At 43.2% G+C, this 24327-nt stretch carries 12 protein-coding genes; all 12 read left to right on the top strand.

The features are described from left to right. Positions 1–121: 121 nt before the first annotated feature. Complete coding sequence (locus tag ACFSQ3_RS12070) at positions 122–3331, top strand: SusC/RagA family TonB-linked outer membrane protein (RefSeq protein ID WP_380869803.1); 3210 nt, start codon at positions 122–124, stop codon at positions 3329–3331. 48 nt (positions 3332–3379) lie between these two features. Then, a complete protein-coding gene (locus ACFSQ3_RS12065; RefSeq protein WP_380869802.1) occupies positions 3380–5380 on the top strand; it encodes a RagB/SusD family nutrient uptake outer membrane protein in 2001 nt (666 codons plus the stop codon). 279 nt (positions 5381–5659) lie between these two features. After that, the gene (locus tag ACFSQ3_RS12060) at positions 5660–8848 is read left to right on the top strand and encodes a glycoside hydrolase family 2 TIM barrel-domain containing protein (protein WP_380869801.1); all 3189 of its coding nucleotides are present in this window, start codon (positions 5660–5662) and stop codon (positions 8846–8848) included. A gap of 7 nt (positions 8849–8855) precedes the next feature. Further along, positions 8856–10868 carry an alpha-L-arabinofuranosidase C-terminal domain-containing protein gene (locus ACFSQ3_RS12055; protein WP_380869800.1) on the top strand — a complete coding sequence of 671 codons (2013 nt, stop codon included), beginning with the start codon at positions 8856–8858 and terminating at the stop codon, positions 10866–10868. A 20-nt stretch (positions 10869–10888) separates the two neighbouring features. After that, positions 10889–13282: a beta-L-arabinofuranosidase domain-containing protein gene (locus ACFSQ3_RS12050; protein WP_380869799.1), complete on the top strand. Its 2394-nt coding sequence runs from the start codon at positions 10889–10891 to the stop codon at positions 13280–13282. Then, positions 13282–14283: a glycoside hydrolase family 43 protein gene (locus tag ACFSQ3_RS12045; protein ID WP_380869798.1), complete on the top strand. Its 1002-nt coding sequence runs from the start codon at positions 13282–13284 to the stop codon at positions 14281–14283. Before ACFSQ3_RS12050 ends, ACFSQ3_RS12045 begins: the two co-directional genes overlap by 1 nt. Positions 14284–14309: 26 nt before the next feature. Continuing rightward, on the top strand, positions 14310–16214 hold the full coding sequence (locus ACFSQ3_RS12040) for a family 43 glycosylhydrolase (RefSeq protein WP_380869797.1): 1905 nt from the start codon (positions 14310–14312) through the stop codon (positions 16212–16214). 36 nt (positions 16215–16250) lie between these two features. After that, positions 16251–18761 carry a sugar-binding domain-containing protein gene (locus ACFSQ3_RS12035; RefSeq protein WP_380869796.1) on the top strand — a complete coding sequence of 837 codons (2511 nt, stop codon included), beginning with the start codon at positions 16251–16253 and terminating at the stop codon, positions 18759–18761. 55 nt (positions 18762–18816) lie between these two features. Next, positions 18817–19953 carry a glycoside hydrolase family 88/105 protein gene (locus tag ACFSQ3_RS12030; protein ID WP_380869795.1) on the top strand — a complete coding sequence of 379 codons (1137 nt, stop codon included), beginning with the start codon at positions 18817–18819 and terminating at the stop codon, positions 19951–19953. Between the two features lie 8 nt (positions 19954–19961). Continuing rightward, positions 19962–21203 carry a DUF2264 domain-containing protein gene (locus ACFSQ3_RS12025; RefSeq protein ID WP_380869794.1) on the top strand — a complete coding sequence of 414 codons (1242 nt, stop codon included), beginning with the start codon at positions 19962–19964 and terminating at the stop codon, positions 21201–21203. 88 nt (positions 21204–21291) lie between these two features. Then, a complete protein-coding gene (locus ACFSQ3_RS12020; RefSeq protein WP_380869793.1) occupies positions 21292–23247 on the top strand; it encodes a glycoside hydrolase family 97 protein in 1956 nt (651 codons plus the stop codon). A 642-nt stretch (positions 23248–23889) separates the two neighbouring features. Further along, on the top strand, positions 23890–24261 hold the full coding sequence (locus tag ACFSQ3_RS12015) for a lipocalin family protein (protein ID WP_380869792.1): 372 nt from the start codon (positions 23890–23892) through the stop codon (positions 24259–24261). Positions 24262–24327: the final 66 nt, after the last annotated feature.

The following is a 24327-nucleotide window of genomic DNA, read 5'->3' as shown; positions in this document are numbered from 1 at the left end:
GAAATTTGTGACTAAACTAATCGATCCAAGCCTGTACATACAGAACGTGTGTGCTAACATGAACCTAATACGATCGGCACCTAATCGATAAGTGAAATATAAATCTAAATCAACACAAAGAATGAGAAAAAATCATTACCTCATTAAGAGCGTCGCTTTGATGTTTTTAATGATCGCAGTGGCACTCAATTCCGTTTATGCCCAAAGTCGGCAAGCTAAAGGAAAGGTCACCGCAGAAGGACAACCGCTTGCAGGCGTATCTGTGCAAGTACAGGGTACGCAGCAGGGGACTGCGACCAATGAACAAGGAGAATTTAACATCACGGTAAGACCGACGGACGCTTTGATTATTACCGCTATGGGATACCAACGGCAAACGATCAACTTAGCCGACCAAAACGCTAGTGCTAACGGAGAGTTTACACTCAATGTAGAGATGTTAACCTCTGGTGGCGATGCGCTAGAAGAAGTGGTAGTGGTAGGTTTCGGAACGCAGAAAAAGGTTAACCTTACCGGTGCGGTAAGCACCATTTCTGCCAAAGAATTGGAATCTAGACCTGTGCAAAACGTAGCACAAGCTTTGCAGGGCTTAGTGCCGGGACTGAACGTGTCTACCCAAGGCGTCGGTGGAAGTTTGAACGCCGGAAGAAATATCAATGTACGTGGAACGGGTACGATCAGCGGGTCATCCACAGGAAGTCCTTTAGTGTTGATAGATGGTACTGCAGGCTCGCTAGACGCCCTAAACCCACAAGATATCGAAAGTATCTCCATCTTAAAGGACGGTGCGTCTGCGGCAGTGTATGGGTCTCGAGCACCTTTCGGGGTCATTCTCGTTACGACAAAAAGGGGCGTGTCAGGAAAAGCTCGGATCAACTATAACAATAACTTCAGATGGAGTTCTCCAGTATTGCTTCCGAAGATGATGAACTCCTATGAGTTTGCCAATTTTTGGAACGATGCGGATTATAATGGCGGCGGAAGCGGACAGAAATATAACCCCGAACTGATGCAGCGCATAAAGGATTATATCGATGGAAAGTATGATCCAAACGATGTGGCGCGCGTGCGTGGCGACGGCCGCTGGGATTACGACAATACCTGGGGCAATGTGGACTGGGTAAATGAGTACTTCCGCAGTTCTGCACCAACACAAGAACATAATTTGAGTGCTAGTGGCGGTTCCGATCGCTGGACGTATTACCTCTCTGGAAATATGATGAAACAGGAAGGTTTATTACGCTATGGCACGGATAAATTTGATCGGTATTCGATCTCTGGCCGCATCTCAGGTCAGTTGACCGACAACTTGAAATTGGAATACTTAAACCGCTTTGTGCGTACCGATTACGAACGCCCCACTGCGATGCCTGATGATTTTTTCGAACATGTATTGAGGAGAGCACGACCGAACAGGCCCATATTTGACCCGAACGGTAATTATATGTCGGATGTAAATTACATTCAAACATTTGAAGAGGGGGGCCGCCGCAGGCAGCAAATGGATTACCTTACACATCAACTAAAGTTAATCTATACGCCGGTAACGGATTTTCAGATTACAGGAGAACTGAATTATCGGACGGATACCGAATTTACGCATGAAGACGCATTTAAAACCTACGCCTACAATGCGGATAATACGGCACGGTACACCTCACTATTGGCATTTCCGAATGATTACGTATACGATTATGCACGAAAAACATATTTCTTCAATCCGAATGTGTACGGCAACTATCAAAAAGAAATAGGCGGACACAACTTACAGCTTATGGCAGGTTTTCAAGCTGAATGGAATCGTTACCGCGATTTAAGTGCCTCTAGGCGGGACCTGATCTCTCCGGCATTGCCAGTGCTAAACCTAACTACGAATGCCACGCCGGAAGTATCTGGGCAAGTGCAGGAATGGGCTACAGCCGGATTTTTTGGTCGTTTCAACTACGATTATCAGGGTAAATACCTTTTGGAAGCCAACTTACGCTACGATGCCACATCGCGATTCCGTGCGGAGCAACGCTGGAATTTATTTCCATCAGTATCCTTAGGTTGGAATGTGGCACAGGAAGATTTTTTTGAACCGCTATCAAATACTATTTCCCTATTTAAATTTAGAGGTTCCTATGCTGTACTCGGCAATCAGAATACCAACGACTGGTATCCAACGTATCCGGTTATGGGTGGGCTGGGTACAGCAAATGGTTCTTGGTTGGTGAACGGTGCTCGTCCAAATTCTGCAAGTGCACCGGGATTAATTAGCACCAATCTAACCTGGGAGAAAATCCGTAACTGGAATTTTGGTTTGGACTGGGCGATGTTTTCAAACCGATTGACGGGATCATTTGATTACTATAGAAGGTTTACCGAAGATGGCGTAGGACCTGGCGTAGTACTACCTGCGACGTTGGGAACGTTTGTGCCAAACACAAATAACATCGATATTTTAACTTCGGGTTTTGAATTTACTTTAGGATGGAATGACATGATTGCCGATTTCTCTTATGGCGTGAAAGTGAATTTATCGGATTCAAGAACAAAGGTGCTCTCTTACAACAATCCAACGAATAGCTTGGCGACTTTTTTACCGGGTTATTACACCAATGAAATCTGGGGGTATGAAACTATTGACATTGCTCGTTCACAACAACAAATGGACGATCACTTGGCCACGTTACCAAATGGCGGGCAAACACCTATAAGTTCAGGTTTATGGGAAGCGGGCGATATTATGTATGCCGACTTGAATGGCGATGGTAAAATTGATGGAGGTGCCAATACGCTAGACGATCCGGGAGATAGACGCATTATTGGAAATTCAACGCCAAGATATGCGTTAGGACTTGATTTGAACGTATCATGGAAGGGATTTGACATGCGTGGTTTTTTTCAAGGTATTTTAAAACGTGATTGGGCACCTTTCGGTATGGTGTATTGGGGCGCCGGCGGTTTGGGCGAGTGGTGGTCTACCGGATTGAAAGATCACCTAGATTATTATCGGGCTGACGAGAATCATGCGCTGGGGCAAAATCTGGATGCACACTATCCAAGACCATTATTCAATGGGAAGAACCAACAAGCGCAGACACAATATTTACAGGATGCTTCTTACTTACGCTTGAAGAATTTTCAGTTTGGGTACACCATTCCGACCGCAGTTACGCAACGTATTAAGTTGTCTGGTGTACGGATATTTTTCTCAGGCGAAAACCTAATTACCTGGACTAAGTTGAGTAAAACACTTGATCCGGAGTCGGTAGGCATTGGTCGTCAGGGAGGAACGGTTTATCCGCTCTCGAAAGTATGGTCGTTTGGATTAAACGCCAATTTCTAGCACATCGATTCGTAGTAAATTTAATCAGTAGCGCATAAATACATGACTATGGAAATTAGAAAATATCAGTATATAAAAAGAATGGCTTTTTGCTGCCTTTTGGCAAGTACATTGGCCGGGTGTAACAAATTTTTAGACATCGCACCACCATCAGCCGTTTCATCGGACGCCTACTTTACCGATGAAGGGCATTTGAGTACATACACCATCACCCGTTATAATGAAATTTTTCGAACGATCGACGGTACGGGAGGAAACGGCTTGTACCTAGATGATTCAGGAACGGACAATATTACAAATCGCGGCGGAAATAATCGATACCTACCAGGGCAATGGCGGGTTGGTTCTACGGGCGGAGCCTGGAATTTTTCGGTCATATTCCAGCTCAACTTCTTTATAAATCAGGTCGAGGATCGCTTGGCAACAGTCGGGATTGCCGGTAATCCAGTCAACAACAACCACTACTTAGGCGAAGCGTATGTATTGCGGGCGTTGGCCTACTTTGCAAAGTTGAAAGATCTTGGCGATTTTCCCATTATTCGCGAGGTACTACCCGATAATCAGGAGGCTTTGGCAGAAGCCAGTAAGCGCAGCCCTCGAAATGAGGTAGCCCGATTTATTTTGGAAGACTTGGATCGTGCGGTGGCTCTTTTACAAGAAAATCCACCTACCGGCGGACGCACTAGGATTCAACGTGATTTAGCACTCTTGATTCGTTCGCGCGTAGCCCTTTTTGAAGGTACTTGGCTTAAGCACCATAAAGGCACGGCAATGGTACCTAATGGTTCAGCGTGGCCTGGGGCTACCAAAGAATATAATCAGGGTTATCAGTACCCCTCCGGGTCTATTGATAGCGAAATTGACTTCTTTCTAACGGAGGCCATGAACTCTTCGAAATTGGTGGCAGACCGCCATCAACTTACGCAAAACACGATGACGATCAAGCAAAACTCGGCAGGGCAGGGCAACCCCTATTATGAGATGTTTGCTTCTGAAAATCTGACGAATTACGACGAGGTTTTGTTGTGGAGGGATTTTGACCTGTCGCTCAGTGTGGTGCAATACTGGAACCATTACTTGTATTATGGGAACGGCTATGGCTACACTCGGCAGTATGTCGATAATTTTCTGATGGCGAATGGGCTCCCTATTTATGCTGTTGGTTCTGGATATCAGGGGGATGATTTTGTCGGTCAGGTTAAGGAAAATCGTGATTGGCGACTAAGGTTGTTTATGCGTGCACCGGGAGAAGTAAAAGCATTTTTGGGCTTGGATGCCGGCGTTAGTCCCGAAATTGAGCCTGTCGTACCCGTTATTGATGGCAACGCCCGATTCTTAGAAGGTACAGGATATTCGATAAAAAAGGGACTCTCCTACGATAACCAAATGCAGGCTAATGTGGGACGCGATGTTACGGCAATCGTATGTTTTCGGGCTGCAGAAGCTTACTTGAACTACTTGGAAGCCAGCTATGAAAAAAATAATGCAATAGATGGAACGGCTGACAGATACTGGCGTAGCTTACGCCGTAGAGCTGGTGTGGACGAAGATTATTCCAAAACCATTGCAGCCACACAAATGTCGCTAGAGGGAACCAATGATTGGGGAGCATATTCGCATGGGATGTTGATTGATCCAACCTTGTATAACATTCGCCGGGAGCGGCGATCCGAATTAATAGCAGAGGGATTACGATATGCGGATCTACTTCGCTGGCGTTCTATGGATCAGCTGAACGGATTCAAAATTGAGGGAATAAAAGTATGGGGACCGATGAAAGATGTATACGGTAACCGCTTGGTTTTCGGAGGCACGACGACCAACACAGTATCCGATCCTAGTCGAAGTACGTATTTAAGGGTGCACCAAATTGCGCCAAATAATCAATTTTTTAACGGATACTTTTTTACGGAAGCTCATTATTTGCAGCCCATTGCCGCAGAGCACTTCTTAATAGCTTCACCGGATGGGGTGACACCGGCAAACTCGGTTATTTATCAAAATCCAGGATGGACTACCGTAGCTGGTTCTGCACCAAACGGATTCTAAAATTGTCTTATAGTAGTTTTCAACCGCGGATCATGTTCTCATGATCTGCGGTCTCTATCACTCAATATTTAGATCCGGCATATCTGGTAGGTGTTGGTATGTCATAAATTCTTTACATCGAAAAGCAAGATTAGGTATATTAGATCAATATACACCCTGTTTTGGGTAAAAATGTCCCCTTCAATGGCATCCTTTTGCCATTATCTTAGTGCTATAAACACATACTAGCCGATTTTCAGTATTCGACTACTGAGCAATATGTAGTCATTTTCGATCAATATGAATAACACATTAAAGAAGAAGTTTTTTTGTTTTGTAATAGCGTCACTAACAAGTTCAACCCTATTTGCGCAGTCGAGCATTACCTTATCTGGGTCTGGCGAAGCCAAAGCTATGCTTACCGATGCGCAGCGCAAAGGCATTCCTTGGTTGGACGAAACCATTGTCGAAGTCAATCGATTGCCGATGCGAAGTGATTATTTTGTTTACGAAAATCAATCTTTGGCAGAAAAAGGAGATTGGAAGCAGTCCAAAAATTATAAGAGCCTTAATGGTTTGTGGCGATTCAAATGGGTAGAAGCGCCCGCGGATTTGCCAGCAGGTTTTGAAAAAAGTGACCATGATGACAGCGAATGGCCGACATTTCCAGTTCCTGCCAATTGGGAGATGAATGGGTATGGCTTTCCGATGTACACCACGTCAGGTTTTGAGTTTACGTATTTGATCGGTCGTCCCAATCCACCACACGTTCCGATGGATTTTAATCCTACGGCAGTATATCGTCGGGAAGTAGAGATTGATAATGATTGGTCTGCTAAAAACGTAATTCTGCACATTGGCGCCGCTAAATCTAACTTATCCGTGTGGGTAAATGGCGAATACGTCGGCTATGGAGAGGATAGCAAGTTGCCTTCCGAATTTGATGTAACTCCCTATCTAAAAAAGGGGAAAAACATAATCGCGCTAAAAATTATGCGTTGGGGAGTAGCTAACTACTTGGAAGATCAGGATATGTGGCGTTTGAGCGGTATCACGCGAGATTGCTATTTAATAGCGCGCAATAAGGAATACATATACGATGTGGATATGGTGCCTGTGCTAAAAGACACGTACGATCACGGTGTGCTGCATGCGCAAGTGAAACTAAACCGAGCCGCAGATAAAGGGCATCAGGTTGCGTTTGTACTGACAAATGGTAAGGAAGTTATTGGGCAGCAAACCCTGCCAGTAGGCAATGCAACCAACGTTAAAGCTGATATTCCCGTTGCGAATCCTGCCTTGTGGACAGCAGAAACGCCCAATCTCTACAAAATCACTTCGACCTTGCTCGACGCACAAGGCAATGTACTGGAGATCATTCCGACTAAAATAGGATTTAGAAAGATCGAAATTAAACATGGGCAATTCTTAATTAATGGACAACCGATCCTGATAAAAGGCGTAAATCGTCACGAAACTGATCCGAAGACCGGACAAGTTATCGCGCGCGAATCGATGATTAAGGATATTGAGCTAATGAAAAAGTTTAATATCAACTCTGTTAGAAATAGTCATTATCCGAATGCAGAAATGTGGTTGGACTTGTGTGATGAATATGGTTTGTACGTCATCGATGAGGCTAATATTGAATCGCACGGTATGGGCTACGATCTTTCCTATACCATGGCCAATCGTCCGTCTTGGGAAAATGCACACGTTTCGCGGGTGACGCGCTTGCAAGAGCGCGATAAAAATCACGCAAGCGTGGTGATTTGGAGCATGGGCAATGAAGCTGGCAATGGTTATAATTTCTATAGAAGTTACATCGCCATGAAAGACCGAGATACCACCCGTCCAGTACAATATGAACGTGCTGTCGTTAATTACGGTGAACTGCGTTTCGACTGGAATACCGATCTAAATGTGCCAATGTATGCCAGTCCGGATGCGATGAAAAACTATGTAAAGCGCTATCCGAATCCAACTAAACCATTTATACAATGTGAATACGCGCATGCCATGGGTAATTCGTTGGGTAACTTTAAAGATTACTGGGATATTATTCGAGGGAATAAAGGACATTTTCAAGGTGGTTATATATGGGATTTCGTTGATCAAACTTTCCAAAAAATCAATGCTAAAGGCGATACCGTCTATACCTATGGCGGAGATTACGAGCCGAAAGAAGCTATAACCGATTGGAACTTTGCATCCAAAGGAATTTTTTATGCTAATCGTACGCCGTATCCGCATGCTTGGGAGATGAAGAAAGTCTATCAGGATATTCATACCAGCTTATCAGGTGATGCGGCGGTGAATATTTACAATGAGAAGTTTTTTACCGATTTAAGCAATGTCAAAGCCGAGTTTGAAATCATTCGCAATGGTAAAAAAATATCCTCGTGGACAGTAAGTCAACTATCCGTTGGTCCACAAGATACGGTGACCTTACCATTTCAATGGGATAAGAAATTGGATGGCGAAACATTTTTAAACATTACTTATCGTCTGAAAAGTGCAGAACCATTAATTCCAGCGAATCATATTGTAGCGACCGAGCAGTTGGCTTTAGGAGGAACATATCCAACGACAGCATCTCTGGTAGGTGAAGGAAAGCTATCGGCACATCAAGATCAGTCAGGTATTGTTATAAAATCCAAAGATGTAGACATTCGGTTTGATGCGACAACAGGGGCGATTAACAAATTCGTTTACAAAGGAACCGCTTTACTAGAATCAGCAACCGAGTTCAAAGCTAACTTTTGGCGCGCTCCGAATGATAACGACATTGGTGCGAAGATTCCTACCAAATTATCGGCATGGAAAGCGGCAACGCAAAAGACGGAACTGAAAGATATGCGCTTCGAGCTGAAGGACAATCTGGCGTATGTAACGGTTGAACAGCAGCTGCCAACGGTATTCGCTACGCTGGAAATGAATTATGTGATTAATGGAGCTGGGGATATTTCCGTTTCGCAAAAGTTGGTCGTAGATACGGCACAGGAGGTAGGCGTGCTACCGCGCTTTGGCATGCAATGGATCTTGCCGGCTGGTTTCGGAAATGTGGCCTTTTATGGGCGCGGACCGCATGAAAATTATATAGATCGCAATTTCAGTGCACATGTAGGGCAATACGAGCAAACCGTTGATGAACAGTATTTCCCTTATGTAATGCCGAATGAGACAGGTAACAAAACGGATTTACGTTGGTACAAAGTAACCAATAAGAAAGGTCGCGGATTACTCATCGCAGCAGATAGTACATTTAGTGCTAGCGCACTGCATTACTTTGATGAAGATTTGGACGACGGCGAGAAACGCATACAGCGCCACGCGGCTGACTTAGTAAAGCGCCCACAAACGCAATTAAACATCGATTTGAAACAAATGGGAGTAGGCGGTATCAATAGCTGGGGAGCATGGCCATTGACGCAGTACATGATTCCGTATCAAAATCATACCTTTAACTTTCTAATCAAACCATTATAACCTTATTATGGCATTTACCGGAAAACATATTTCTTCTCGAAAAAATCTATTAAAAATAGCGCTGCTATTTGTAGTACTACAAATGCAATCCAATGATGTGTCCGCGCAAGATAAAAAAACCTTCGTGGTGGATATGAATACACCGAAAGGCGAGATCAATCGCAACATGTGGGGAATCTTCTTTGAGGATATTAATATGGGGGCAGATGGAGGTATTTATGCTGAGCTGATCAAAAACCGTTCTTTCGAATTTTTCAGACCGATGATGGGATGGGAAAAACTGGGCAAAAATACCGAAGCGAGCATGACGATCTTGAATCGGCAGGAAGAAGAACATCAAGCCAACCCGCGTTATCTAAGAGTAGATACGCGCAACGTAGATACGACGCTTGGCCTAAAAAACGAAGGTTTTCGTGGTATGGGAATCAAAGCAGGTTTGGCTTATGATTTTTCGGTATTATACCGTCAAGCTAATGCTGGTATTCGTGTCAAGCTGGAGTTATTAGATTCTACGGATCAAGTGATTGCGGAGACAGATTTTCAACCTACTGCAGGTGTGCAAAACTGGCGAAGCGCGGAGGCACGGTTGGTCGCTACCAAAACAGATCCCAAAGGCTCTTTCCGGATGTGGTTTGAAGGGAAAGGTGTGATTGATTTAGATATGATCTCTTTATTCCCGGAAAATACTTGGAAAGGCCGAAAGAAAGGTTTACGAGCGGATATGGTACAAGCCTTGGCCGATCTGAAACCGGGATTTATACGTTTTCCGGGTGGATGTATTGTCGAAGGATTTGATCTTTCGCAACGCTTTCAATGGAAGAAGACTGTAGGAGCGATTGAAGATCGTCAATTGATCATAAACCGTTGGAACACCGAATTTGCACATCGCCTAACGCCAGATTATTTCCAAACATTTGGTTTAGGCTTTTATGAGTACTTCCTCATGGCAGAAGATATCGGTGCCGAGCCGCTTCCTATCCTCAACTGTGGTATGGCTTGTCAATTCAACACGGGCGAATTAGTGCCATTGGATGAGTTGGATCCTTATATTCAAGATGCAATCGATTTGATCGAATTTGCTAACGGTTCGGAAAACACCAAGTGGGGTAAAGTGCGTGCAGATATGGGACATCCAAAACCATTTAACTTAAAGATGCTGGGCGTAGGAAATGAAAACTGGGGACCTCAATATGTGGAACGTCTAGCCGTGTTTCAAAAAATACTAAAAGAGAAACATCCAGAAGTAGAGATCATAGCAAGTGCAGGACCGTATTCTAGTGGTGAATATTTCGAATACTTGGATAAAGAGCTACGTACGATGCATGTAGATATCATCGACGAGCATTTCTACCAAGAACCAAAATGGTTCTTGAATAATGCGAAACGCTACGATAACTACGATCGTCAGGGACCAAAAATTTTTGCTGGTGAATACGCAGCACACAGTCGCACAGCAACGCACGCGGAGCAACGCAATAACTGGGAAGCGGCCTTATCTGAAGCGGCCTTTCTAACTGGATTAGAACGTAATGCAGATGTCGTGCAATTGGCTTCTTATGCGCCATTATTTGCCCATGCTGAAGGCTGGCAATGGAATCCAAACTTGATTTGGGTAGATAATATGAAAGTATATCCTACGCCAAGTTATTACGTGCAAAAAGCCTATTCAACTAACAGAGGTACCCATATTTTATCGCTGCTTGATCAAGGAACTGCCGTTGCTGGACAAGATAGCGTGTATGCTTCTGCCGTGTTAGATGAAGAACATCGTAACATTACCTTGAAGCTGGTAAATGTCAGCGGACAGGCGAAACAAATCGCACTTAATCTGAATGGTTCGCAGAAGCTAGAAAAGAATGCCCAAGTCGAATTTATCACAGCCAACGATCTAGGTGCATTCAATGCGGTAGGTAAAGAGCTACGCGTTGTTCCGCAACAAACTACCTTACCGGTGAATAAGAAAAAAGTGGATTTGCCGATGCAGCCACATGCTTTTTATACCATCAAAATCAAATATTAAATCGGAGCAATCAACAAGCTATGTTTAGAAAGCGGAATATGTATTGGATGCTTGCTTTTGCTGCTTTAGTAGTTGTGCCCGCTAAAGCACAAAAGGGAAACATAAAATTGCTCCCGATCAAGCAGGTGCGGTTGTTGGATAGTCCATTTTTAAATGCACAATCGCTGAATCGTGATTATCTGTTGGCCTTGGATGCCGATCGTTTGCTTGCACCTTTTCTCCGTGAAGCAGGTTTGCCCGAAAAAGCAGTCAGTTACCCGAATTGGGAAAACTCCGGTCTAGATGGCCATACTGCCGGTCATTATTTATCCGGTCTGTCCTTATTGTATGCCTCGACGGAGGATAGAGAAATACAAGAACGCTTAGAATATGCACTTTCCGAATTGCAGCGCTGTCAAGATGCGCTTGGCACCGGATATATTGGCGGTGTGCCGGGTAGCACAGCGCTCTGGCGGGAGATTAGTAACGGTAATATTCGCGCAGGCAATTTTGATTTGAATGGCAAATGGGTGCCTTTATATAATATCCACAAAACGTTTGCTGGTTTGCGCGATGCATACCAAATTGCGGGTTATCAAGTTGCCAAAGATATGTTGGTTAAGATGACCGATTGGGCGGTACACCTTACGGATGGACTAAGCGACGCGCAAATGCAAGATATGCTGCGTAGTGAGCATGGCGGTCTGAATGAAGTGTTTGCAGATGTCGCTTTTTGGACTAAAAATCCAGATCATGTTCGTTTAGCCAAGCGCTTTACCCAAAATTCTTTCCTAAATCCTTTGTTGAGCAGACAAGATCTCTTGACAGGCATGCATGCCAACACGCAAATACCAAAAGTAATCGGTATGGAACGTATTGCCAAGTTAGAAGATAACGAAGCTTGGTACGATGGTGTAGAATTTTTTTGGGAAACCGTGGTGCGCAATCGTAGCGTAGCGATCGGAGGGAATAGTACGTATGAGCATTTCCATCCTTCGGATGATTTTTCGACCATGATTACCAGTGTAGAAGGGCCAGAAACCTGCAACACCTACAATATGCTTAAGCTGAGCGCGCAACTTTTTCAGCGTACAGGCGATGTGCGTTATGCAGATTATTACGAACGGGCTTTGTACAATCATATTTTGTCTTCACAACATCCAAAACACGGCGGATTGGTCTATTTCACGCCGATGCGACCAGCACATTACCGTGTGTATTCGCAGCCTCAAACAAGCTTTTGGTGCTGTGTGGGTTCTGGATTAGAAAGCCATTCAAAATACGGCGAGTTCATCTATGGTGAGCAAGATCAAGCGCTATGGGTCAATCTATTTATTCCGTCAGTATTGACTTGGGAAAAGATGGATGTGCGCTTGGTGCAACAGCATCAATTTCCAAGTACTGATACAATCAATTTTAAAATACACGCTGATAAAGCGAAAAAGTTTACCCTACATCTACGAAAGCCGAACTGGACAAAAGAAAAGCAAATATCTCTTTTTGTAAACGACGTAAAACAAAAAATTCAGGAAGGCACGAAGGGTTATATCGAAATTGAGCGGAAATGGAAAGATGGCGATGAGGTCAAATTAGTATTGCCAATGCATGTAGAACTGGAAACATTTCCAGATAACTCGGCATATTTGGCTTTTAACTACGGGCCAGTCGTGTTGGCTGGCACGAGCACTTCGCAAGACGATATCGTCGGATTGCTGGCGGATGATAGCCGTGGTGGCCATATTGCCAAAGGCAGGCAGGTTGCTGCCACTGACATTCCATTATTAGTTGGTGATAAAGACAATCTGGCGCAATCGATCGATTTAATTTCAGCAAAAGAACTTCGCTTTGCATTGAAAGCACAGAATTTGAAAGGAGAGCCGCAGACTCAAATATTGCAACCATTTTCCCAAATTCACGATGCACGCTATCAGATTTACTGGCCGTACGCCGAATCTCAGTATGAAGCTAAGAACTACTTTGATCGGGTAAGCGATGCTTATCTGGAACGATTAGAAAAGCTGACCATCGATCAGGTTCGTATAGGGCAGCAGCAGCCCGAATCCGATCACGGCATACAATCTTCGCAATCTACTACGGGTGCGCATAATGGCATACAGTGGCGCGAAGCGGACGGGTGGTTTAGTTATCAACTTCGTCAATCATCCGGCGAAGCCAAATTCCTATATATTCAATATTTTGCCGAAGACGAATATGACTACAGCATGGCTATTAACGGCGTGCAGGTTGCCAGATTAACTAACGATCAGAATGCGTCCGGCTTGCAACAGCAAACTATTGCCTTGCCAAAAGAAATACAAGCCAATGCCGATCTACTTATTCGTGTAGAAGCGAACTCTGGTAAAAAAACCGCAAAATTAACCAACATAAGATTGCTTCGGGATAATCTATCCGATACGCCGGTCACCAACTTTTAATGATGAAATCGACAAAAAAAATATACAAAAACATTCGGAATAAAGCATGCGTTACTGCCGCCTGTTTGCTAGGTGCGTTTTCGGTCGCAACTGCGCAAAATGCCAGTCCGAAAGTTGTGAAGCAATTCGTGGCAACGGGCAATCCCATTATCAAAGATAAATACACGGCCGATCCAGCGGCGCTTGTGCAGGGCGATACGCTGTGGTTGTATGCTGGCCACGATTTGGCTGGCGGACAGACGAAATACGTGATGAAAGATTGGCTGGTCTATTCTACGACAGATATGAAAAACTGGACGGAATACGAAGTGCCATTAAAGATTACCGATTTTGCTTGGGCAAAAAGTGGTGATGCATTTGCCGGCCATGTGGCGGAACGGGATGGGAAATATTATTGGTACATCAGTACCAATTGGTCAGGCATTGGTGTGGCGGTATCCGATTCGCCTACAGGTCCTTTCAAAGATGCTTTGGGAAGACCTTTGTTAACGAATGAAGATTGTTTTGCATCAAGCCATACTTGGGCTTGTATTGATCCTGCTGTGCATATTGACGACGATGGACAAGCTTGGATATTTTGGGGTAATCGCGAATGTTATTACGCTAAGCTAAAGGATAATATGATCGAAATCGATGGAGAAATAAAGCAGATCAAATTTGATAAGCTGGATTTCACTGAAGCACCTTGGGTTCATAAATACAAAAAGAAATATTACCTAACATACGCATCTGGATTCCCAGAAAAGATTGCTTATGCCATGGGCGACCGGATGGAAGGTCCTTATGAATACAAAGGCGTGCTAAACGAGATTGCAGGTAATAGCAATACCAATCACCAATCGATTGTCGAGTTCAAAGGCAAATGGTACTTTATTTACCACAATGGCGCCATACAGACGGATGGCGGTAGTTATAGTCGTTCGGTATGTATTGATCGTCTGTATTTCAATAAAGATGGTACCATCAAACGCATTCAAATGACCTCCGAAGGAGTCAACTAACTTTTAAAGACCAATATTTTGTTTCAATGAGAATAATTATTACCCTAGTCGCCTATTTATTAAGTAGCTCCCTGTTGCTGGCACAAGCTTATAAATCAGGCCCTGTAGATAAAGATTATGTTGGCTATTTATTCGCCTATTTCAAAGGCAATGCGGTCGAAGATGAGTCCGTTTGTTTCGCCGTGAGTACCGATGGCTACAATTACCGGGCGCTCAACGGCAATCAACCCGTATTGAGCTCGGCCGAAATCAGTTCTACAGGTGGCGTCCGCGATCCACACATCTTACGTGGTGAAGATGGAAAATCTTTCTACATGGTGCTGACAGATATGACATCGAGCAAAGGTTGGGATTCCAACCGTGGTATGATTCTTTTGAAGTCCGACAATTTGGTGGATTGGAAGCACAGCAAGATCCATATTCCGACACGTTTTACAGGTCACGAAGGTTTGAAACGTGTATGGGCACCACAAACCATATTTGATCCATCGGTCAATAAGTACATGGTCTATTGGTCTATGCAGCATGGTGATGGACCAGATATTATCTATTACGCGTACGCGAATGAAGATTTTACCGATCTAGAAGCAGCACCTAAAAAGCTGTTTGTTCCTAAAAACCAAAAATCTTGTATTGATGGCGATATCATTTTGAAAAATGGCTTGTACTACCTTTTTTACAAAACCGAAGGACATGGCAATGGTCTTCGCCTAGCGATCACAGATTCATTGACTTCTGGAAAATGGATCGAGCAACCCGGCTATAAACAGCAAACGACTGATGCGGTAGAAGGCTCTAGCGTGTTTAAATTGAACCATTCGGACAAGTACATCTTGATGTACGATGTATATGGCAAAGGCAAATACCAATTCTGTGAAAGTGTAGATCTGGATCGGTTTAAAGTAATTGATGAAGATATCAGCATGGATTTTCACCCCAGACATGGTTCTATTATTCCGCTATCGCGGAATGAGTTAAAAGCAGTGACCGATCGGTGGGGAACGCCAGCAGGAATTCAAATACCTGCAGCCAAAAATCCTGTTTTAGAAGGTTATTATGCTGACCCAGATATCATCTATTCGCACAAGGACAAAAAGTACTATCTGTATCCCACCAGCGATGGATTTGATGGTTGGGGTGGGTACTATTTTAAAACTTTTTCATCCACCGATTTGAAAAATTGGACAGATGAAGGTGTGATTTTGGATTTGAAAAAAGATGTTTCTTGGGCTGATCGTCATGCTTGGGCACCGACGATTATTGAGAAGAATGATAAAGGAAAATACCGGTATTTCTACTATTTCACCGCAGCACAAAAGATCGGAGTAGCAGTATCTGATAATCCGCAAGGACCATTTCTTGATTCGGGAAAACCATTGGTGAATAGCAAACCAGAAGGAATAAACAACGGACAGGAAATCGATCCTGCGGTGTTTTACGATCCTAAATCTAAGAAAAACTACTTATTCTGGGGCAATGGTTATTTGGCCGTCGCGGAGTTAAACAAGGATATGATTTCTTTGAAACCAAATACGACCAAAGTGATGACACCAACAGATGGAACTTTTCGCGAAGGCGCATTTGTAATCTACCGCGAAGGAAAATACTATTTCTTTTGGTCGGAAGATGATACCAGAAGTCAAAATTATCGCGTACGTTACGGTATTGCCGATTCGCCAACATCGCCTATTCAAATTCCAGCAAACAACCTGATCTTAACGAAGAATGAAGCAAAAGGAATTTATGGAACCGGACATAATTCCGTGATTCAAGTGCCTGGAAAAGAGGAGTGGTATATCGTTTATCATCGCTTTTCTTATCCGGATGGAATCAAGATGGGGGATGCAGCAGGTTTTCACCGCGAAGTAGCGATCGATGCTTTACGCTTTGATGAGCAGGGATTTATCTTGCCGGTTGTTCCTACAAACTAATCTTTTAATGACAAACACTAATTTTTAACAAACGACATGTATTCAAAATTAACCCGATTTTTTGTTGCTAATATCAGCGTTTGCTTATTGCTGTTAAACGCTAGCAACGAGGTAATAGCACAAGCCGACTTTGGTAGCGCGACCAAAATTAACAAGGATTGGCAATTTAAATTAAGCGATCAGAGCGATGCTGCGACAACCGAGAAATTGGACCGCTCTTGGCGTTCCGTCCAACTGCCACATGATTGGAGCGTACAGCAACCACTAAGTCCAACTTTAGCTAGCGCGACCGGCTATTTACCAGGCGGCATTGGATGGTACCGCAAACAAGTTTTCATTGATGCCGATAAGAAAGGTCAACAACTTTACATCTATTTCGAGGGCGTATATAATCGCAGCGAGGTCTTTGTCAATGGGCATTCGTTAGGCAAAAGACCAAATGGATATGTTTCCTTTATGTACGACCTAACACCGCATTTGAAATATGGCGCAGAGAATACCATCGCGGTGCGCGTAGATCATACGCAAGATGCCGATTCGCGCTGGTACACTGGCTCGGGAATCTATCGCGATGTATGGTTGGTGCAGGCAAATAAAGTGCATTTGGAACCATTTGGATTGTATGTATATCCTGAAGTCAATAAAAACAAAGGCATCTTGAGGATTGAAACACCCGTACAAAATCATTCAGACCAAGCGGTTAATTTGCAAGTAACGCATACTTTGTTAGATGCTGCTGGGAAAACGGTAAATAAGAAAACCACGAAATTAAACGTTCCAAAAAAAGGTAAGCAAGCGGTAAATAATGCGTTGGAAGTCCATGATCCTGAATTGTGGAGCCTCAATAATCCTACTTTATACACATTGCAAACGATCATAACACAAGATGGCAAAGTGGTAGATCAGTCGAGCGTGCGTACAGGTTTCCGTACCTACACCTTCGATCCGAACAAAGGCTTTGCATTGAACGGAACGTGGATGAAAGTAAAAGGTGTTTGTGTACATCACGATGCTGGTGTATTGGGCGCTGCGGTATATCCTGAAGTATGGCGCAGAAGATTGCTGCAATTAAAATCTATGGGCGTAAATGCCATTCGTACTAGTCATAATCCGCAAGCGAGCAGTTTATATGCCTTGTGTGATGAATTGGGCATGTTGGTAATGAATGAAGCTTTTGACGAATGGGAATTTCCTAAACGCAAATGGTTGTCGGGCTGGAATCTTGGTAAACCAGGTTTTCAAGGAGCTTTTGATTATTTCAAAGAATGGGGCGAGCGCGATTTAGCCGATATGGTGCGTCGCGATCGAAATCATTTGTCCATCTTCGCTTGGAGCATCGGTAATGAAGTAGACTATCCGAATGATCCGTATTCGCATCCGGTATTGGATGGAGGACAAGGAGGTGGTTTTACGCAGCCTATCTTTGGCGGATATCGGAAAGATGCACCCGATGCTATGCGTTTGGGTGGTATTGCTGAGCGCTTAGCAGCAGTAGTGCGTGAGCATGACAAATCTAGACCGGTAACCGCTGGATTAGCAGGCGTTGCCATGTCCAATGAAACAGCTTATCCTGGCGCATTGGATATTGCTGGCTACAATTACACCGAAAGTCGCTATAAAGAAGATCACGCCAAATATCCTGAAAGAGTAATCTATGGTAGTGAAAACCGCCATGATTACGGTGCTTGGAAAGCGGTAACCGACAATGATCATATTTTCGGTCAGTTCCTGTGGACAGGTATCGATTACTTAGGTGAGTCAGGTCGCTGGCCTTCCCGCGGTTTCTATTCAGGATTGCTTGATTTTGCTGGATCGACCAAACCACGAGGATATTTCCGCGCATCCTTATGGTCCGATAAACCGATGGCTTATCTCGGTACGTACCCCGTACAAGGTGGTGGTGCTGCTACGGATACTTGGTCTATGTTAGAAGCAGAACAGGGACAAAAACAAGATCAAGCACCTTCTATGGATGCTTGGCCAGTATGGAACTATAGTGAAGGACAACAAATCCGTGTCGTTGCTTACAGCAATGCGCCAAAAGTATACCTTATGCTTAACGGTCGAAAGATTGGAGCAGAAAAATCGGCTGATGATCGCCATGGTATCGTCTACTGGGATATTCCGTATGCAGCGGGCACGTTAACGGTGGTCGGTTTAGATAAGTCTGGACACGAAATCGTAACGCACGATTTAAAAACGAGCAAAAGATCCTTTGCGCTAAAGGTAGTAGAAGGAGCTAATCAAGCGGTAAACGCAGATGGAGGTTTGGCGCAGATCGCCCTTCAGATTGTGGATCAAGATGGGATAGTCGTTCCAACGGCTGATGATGAGATTACTTGTCAAATCGTAGGATCGGGTACTTTATTGGGTATGGAAGCTGGTAACAACAGCGATATGTCGGATTATACGGATAATCAACAACGTGCTTTCAAAGGAAAAATGATGGTGTATGTACGTGCAGATGGGAAACCTTCGGAAGAGATTCGAGTACGACTATCAGCACCTTGGTTGCAACCTGCGGAAGTAACAATACCATTGAAATAAAGAATTTTAAAAGTCAAACGTCAAGTTTGCTTTTCTTCTTGAAATAAATAGGAATATGAATTGGAAAAAAAATATTGGTATCGCTGTAATAGTATCACTGTTGGTTGGCTGCGCCAACAAGAAATATGCTATTCATTCCTTCGATAAGAAAGATGTGTTAGCATCGATCCAGTTAGTAAATACGCACTGGCAGCAAAAAAACAAACCGCAGAATTGGGCATTTTGGGATGAGGCAGCCTATCATACCGGCAATATGGCGGCTTACGAAGTTACCAAGAATTCCGCTTTTCTGGATTATAGTTTGAACTGGGCAAAGTTTAATGATTGGAAGGGAGCCAAATCGGACAATAGAAAGGACTGGAAATATAGTTATGGAGAAAGTGACGACTACGTGCTATTTGGCGACTGGCAGATCTGTTTTCAAACGTATATTGATCTTTATCGAATTGATCCAGACGAGAATCGCATTCGTCGCGCCAAAGAAGTTATGGAATACCAGATGTCGACGCCAGCAGACGATTATTGGTGGTGGGCAGATGGCTTGTATATGGTAATGCCTGTAATGACGAAACTATATCAGGTCACGGAGAATCCTTTGTACCTAGAAAAATTGTACACTTATTTCCGTTATGCGGATAGCCTGATGTTCGATCAGGAATCGCATCTGTATTATCGAGATGGTAAATACCTCTACCCAAAGCACAAGAGCGCGAATGGAAAGCGCGACTTCTGGGCGCGAGGAGATGGTTGGGTTTTAGCAGGACTGGCCAAAGTGCTCGCCGATTTGCCCAAAAATTACGAACACCGTCCATTTTTCGAGCAGCGATTTAAACAATTAGCTGCCGCGGTGGCCGCAGCGCAACAGCCAGAAGGCTATTGGACGCGGAGCTTGCTGGATCCAGAACACGCCCCCGGTCCTGAAACGAGCGGCACAGCCTTCTTTACCTACGGTTTGCTTTGGGGTGTGAACAAAGGTTACCTGAATGCAGCGGAATATTTGCCTGTGATTGATCGATCATGGCGCTATTTACAAGATGTGGCAGTACAGGCTGACGGTTCCGTTGGTTATGTGCAACCAATCGGTGAAAAGGCAATTCCTGGGCAAGTAGTAGACCAAAATTCTACGACTAATTTCGGGGTTGGAGCTTATTTGTTGGCTGCGACGGAATTGTATAAATATTTAGATAAATAGGCTTGGTTATGAGGATGCGTATCGCGGTATTGACAGGATTTATTGGTTTGATTTGTACGGTTTCTTTTGCGCAAAAGAAAGTCGTAAAGGTAAGTGGAAATACGTCGAATTCAGACAGAACTTTTTGGTTAGCGGAGATGGATAAGATGGCTCGTCCTGTTATTCGTAGCTTGGCACACGATAGCTTACGCATCGCGATGCCACAGGTCACTTCCAAAAATGTAGATAACCGCGAACATCGCATTCAGGTGCAATACTTGGAAGTATTTGGAAGGGTACTTTCGGGTATAGCGCCTTGGTTGCAGCTAGAAGGTGGAAGTTCCAACGAACAAGCATTACGCAATCAGTATCGTATTTGGGTAACCCAAGGATTTGAAAACGCATTGGATTCCAATGCACGTGATTTCATGCGTTTCGATATTGGAGGTCAACAATTAGTAGATGCATCTTTCTTAGCGTTGGGTGTTATCCGTGCGCCGTGGATTTGGGAGAGTCTGTCTGATGATTCAAAAGTAAAATTGGTTAAATCTATCCGCTCGACACGGCGTTTTTTGCCCGTCTATTCAAATTGGCTGTTGTTTTCGGCAGTCAATGAAGCTTTTTTAGCTAAATATGCCGATTCTTGGGATAATATGCGTGTGGATTATGCTTTACGACAATTTGAACAATGGTATGTAGGTGATGGTATCTACAAAGATGGCGAACATTTTGCCTTTGATTATTACAATAGTTATGTAATTCATCCTTACTTAAGCGCCCTCGTGGATGTCGTTAGCACAAAAACGAGCACATACAATCGTATGTTTGATGACGTTAAGAAACGGAATAAACGTTACGCCGAGATTTTAGAACGTTTAATTCATGTAGATGGTACCTATCCAGCTTCCGGTCGTTCGGTAATTTATCGTGGTGCAGCATTTCATCATTTGGCAGATATGGCTTTCAAAGATCGCTTGCCTGAAAGGTTGCCCCCGGCACAAGTGCGCAGCGCATTAACTGCGGTATTACGAAAAACTACGGAAAGCGGCTCTACTTATCGGAATGGTTGGTTGACTATAGGTCTGTATGGCGCTCAGGAAAGTTTAGGAGATTTTTATAATAATCAGGGCAGCCCATATTTAGCAGCAACGCTTTTTCTTCCTTTGGGTTTATCCGAATCTCATACGTTTTGGTCAGATCCCGCTCAACCCTGGACTTCGCAGAAGATCTGGACAGGCGCGCAAGCAGAAAAAGATTATAGTACACACTAAACTGGTCATTCCGGCTTGCTGCTTTTACTTTTTTAAAATATTGTTGTGTTTATCGGCAAAACCAAAATTTGTTAATCCATTTATGATTATGAAAAATATTTACTGCAGTTTGATTTTATTTTTTATCGTTTCATTTCACGCACTATCACAAGACTGGGTTGTTCGAAGTCCTGATGGACGTCTATCAGTAGGCCTTCATTTGGAGGGTGGAAAGTTGAACTATTCGGTCCATTTGGACGAAGAAATGATGTTATCGAAATCACCTCTTGGATTGACAGCTAGCACGCATTCACTATCAGACAAATTGTCTTTCATTTTAAAGCGTGAGCGATCCATTAACGAGCGATATACAGAATCCCGTTTCAAAAAAAGCGACGTTAGTTATGAAGTTAATGAGCTGATTTGTAGATGGGAGAATAACGAAGGACAAGTTTTTGAGACTACGTTTCAAGTGAGCAACAATAATATAGCTTTTCGATATTTTATACCGCAAAATGGCGAGCAGGCAAATATTGTTATACAACACGAACATAGTGGATTTCAATTTCCCGCAAACACCACCACTTTCTTGACTCCGCAGTCGCCGGCTATGGTCGGCTGGAAGAAAACCAAACCCAGTTATGAAGAAGATTATACCGTAGACGCACCACTGAATGCATCTTCTCAGTATGGTATTGGATTCACTTTTCCAGCGTTGTTTAAGGTAAGCGATAAAGGATGGGTTTTGGTTTCAGAAACTGGCGTAGATGGAAATTACTGTGGTAGTAAACTCAGTGAGCCGAATGCGAAAGGCTTATATTCTATTGCTTTTCCGGAGCAAGAAGAGAATAACGGTTTGGGAGCGGTACAGCCCGCTTTTTCGTTGCCGGGATACACACCTTGGCGAACCTTGACCATCGGAAATACATTGCAACCCATTTTAGAAACAACGATTACCCAAGATGTAGTTCGTCCTAAGTACAGTCCCACCACAGATTATGTGTTAGGGCGGTCGACTTGGAGTTGGTTGGAGTGGCAGGACGAAAGTATCAACCTAGAAGACCAAAAGAAGTTTGTAGACCTATCTGCAGAAATGGGCTATGAATATACTTTGGTGGACAACTGGTGGGATACGAAAATCGGTAAAGATAAAATAGAAGAACTCGTTAGGTATGCTGACGCGAAAGACGTGGGATTGCTTCTTTGGTACAATTCAAATGGCTACTGGAACGATGCGCCGCAAGGACCAAAAAACAAAATGAACGATGCAATTGAGCGAAAGAAAGAGATGGCATGGATGAAAAGATTGGGAATTAAAGGCATAAAAGTTGATTTTTTCGGTGGCGACAAGCAAGAGACCATGCAATTGTATGAAGAGATTCTTTCGGACGCAAATGAGCATCAACTACTAGTTATATTTCATGGATGCACCTTGCCTAGAGGGTGGGAACGCATGTATCCAAATTTTGTGTCGAGCGAGGCTGTTCTTGCTTCCGAAAATCTAGTATTTACGCAGCGGGCAAATGATATGGAAGCATTCAACGCGACATTGCATCCTTTTATTCGTAACAGCGTAGCATCAATGGATTTCGGTCCTGTATTGCTTAATAAATGGCATAGTCGTACGAATGTCGAAGGAAAGGAACGTAAGACTAGCGAGACTTTCCAGATTGCAACAGCTATTGTATTTCAAAGTGCTATACAAAACTTCGGCATTACCCCCAATAACTTGACAGATGCAAGTCAATTTGCGATTGAATTTATGAAATCTGTACCTACGACTTGGGACGAAACGCTTTTTTTGGACGGTTATCCGGGAAAGTATGTGGTTATGGCTCGCCGTAAGCAAAATAAATGGTACATCGCAGGCATTAATGCGGAATCCACCACTAAAACGATTGAAGTCGACCTCTCAAAATTAGTAAGCGGCAAGTTATTAGCGTATGTGGATGATAACCTCGGCAGAACGTCAGTATCTGTCGAGCTAGAGCCCAATAAGAGTACCTATACGATCTCTATTCCTGAAAATGGCGGATGTGTATTAGTGGGTAAACGAAAAATGTAGCGGTTTTCACGACAAATATGGGTTGGCTGTTAACGGGTAACTAAAAGTGCCGAAATAGATTTTTTATATTCGAGCACTTCCTTTGCGCTAGGTAAATTATTGATTGAAACGAAGTAGAACATCCTAGTTCGAATGTATTACAGTAGCTTTCGAAATGACGGCCATATTATTATCGTGAAAATGTACCAATAGATCTAAGTCTGCAGCTACGCGAATTATTCTGAATTTCCAGAATCTGTTGAAAGGTGGTGTTTAGGTCAATAAAAAGATTAGCGTAATACGCAGAAGGAAGCGAGAATCAGAAATAAACCTATTGATACTCATACATCCAGCAATCACTTTATGTTATGAATTGGATAATTGAATATGCGAGCTGGGAATTTTATATTGTATTCATAGAAGCAATATAACAAAGTACGATAGTTTCTACGTAATGAAAATGGTTTGGGAGTCAGTTAGCAGCAGAATTTTTTGAAGGCAATCGTCATGATTTAATTAGAAAAATACAGAATTATTTAAACGATCTTTTGGAATACATGGATAACCGAGAAAGCGCTAGTAATGTAGTATATCAAGTTTAATTTATTTTCATAATGTTGTGACAAAGATTATCTTTGCACGTTTAACCAAATCAAATAATTAATGAAGTACCTTTTAATAGCTGTAACGTCTATTTTCTTTTTGTTGTCTTGTAGCAAAGATGAAAATATTGAAGACTTGGTTGTAGGTGAATGGAGATTGAAAAAATTGTACAGTAGCGATCCGAACGATGTTGTCGAAGATAGATCTATTACATTAATATTCAATTATGGAAATACAGGTTTAATGAAGTTTTCAACGGCAAATATTTCTGCCGATAATGCGGATCTTACGTATTATTTAGCAAACAATAATCGAAGTTTAACATTTACCCTAACGAATGACGAACCAATAACTTTCACCATTCAAAAGATAGATCGAAGAGAATTGGTACTTAACAGAAATGGCTTGACGTTTGAATTTGATAGAAGATAAGTAATCTTATCATTAACACCACAATAATACAGGTCATTCATTATGGATGACTTTTTTCGTTAGATG

The organism is Sphingobacterium corticis (genome assembly GCF_042684745.1).
Classification (GTDB): domain Bacteria; phylum Bacteroidota; class Bacteroidia; order Sphingobacteriales; family Sphingobacteriaceae; genus Sphingobacterium; species Sphingobacterium corticis.
The sequence above is the reverse complement of the archived record's forward strand: the minus strand, read 5'-3'. Positions and strand labels throughout refer to the sequence as shown.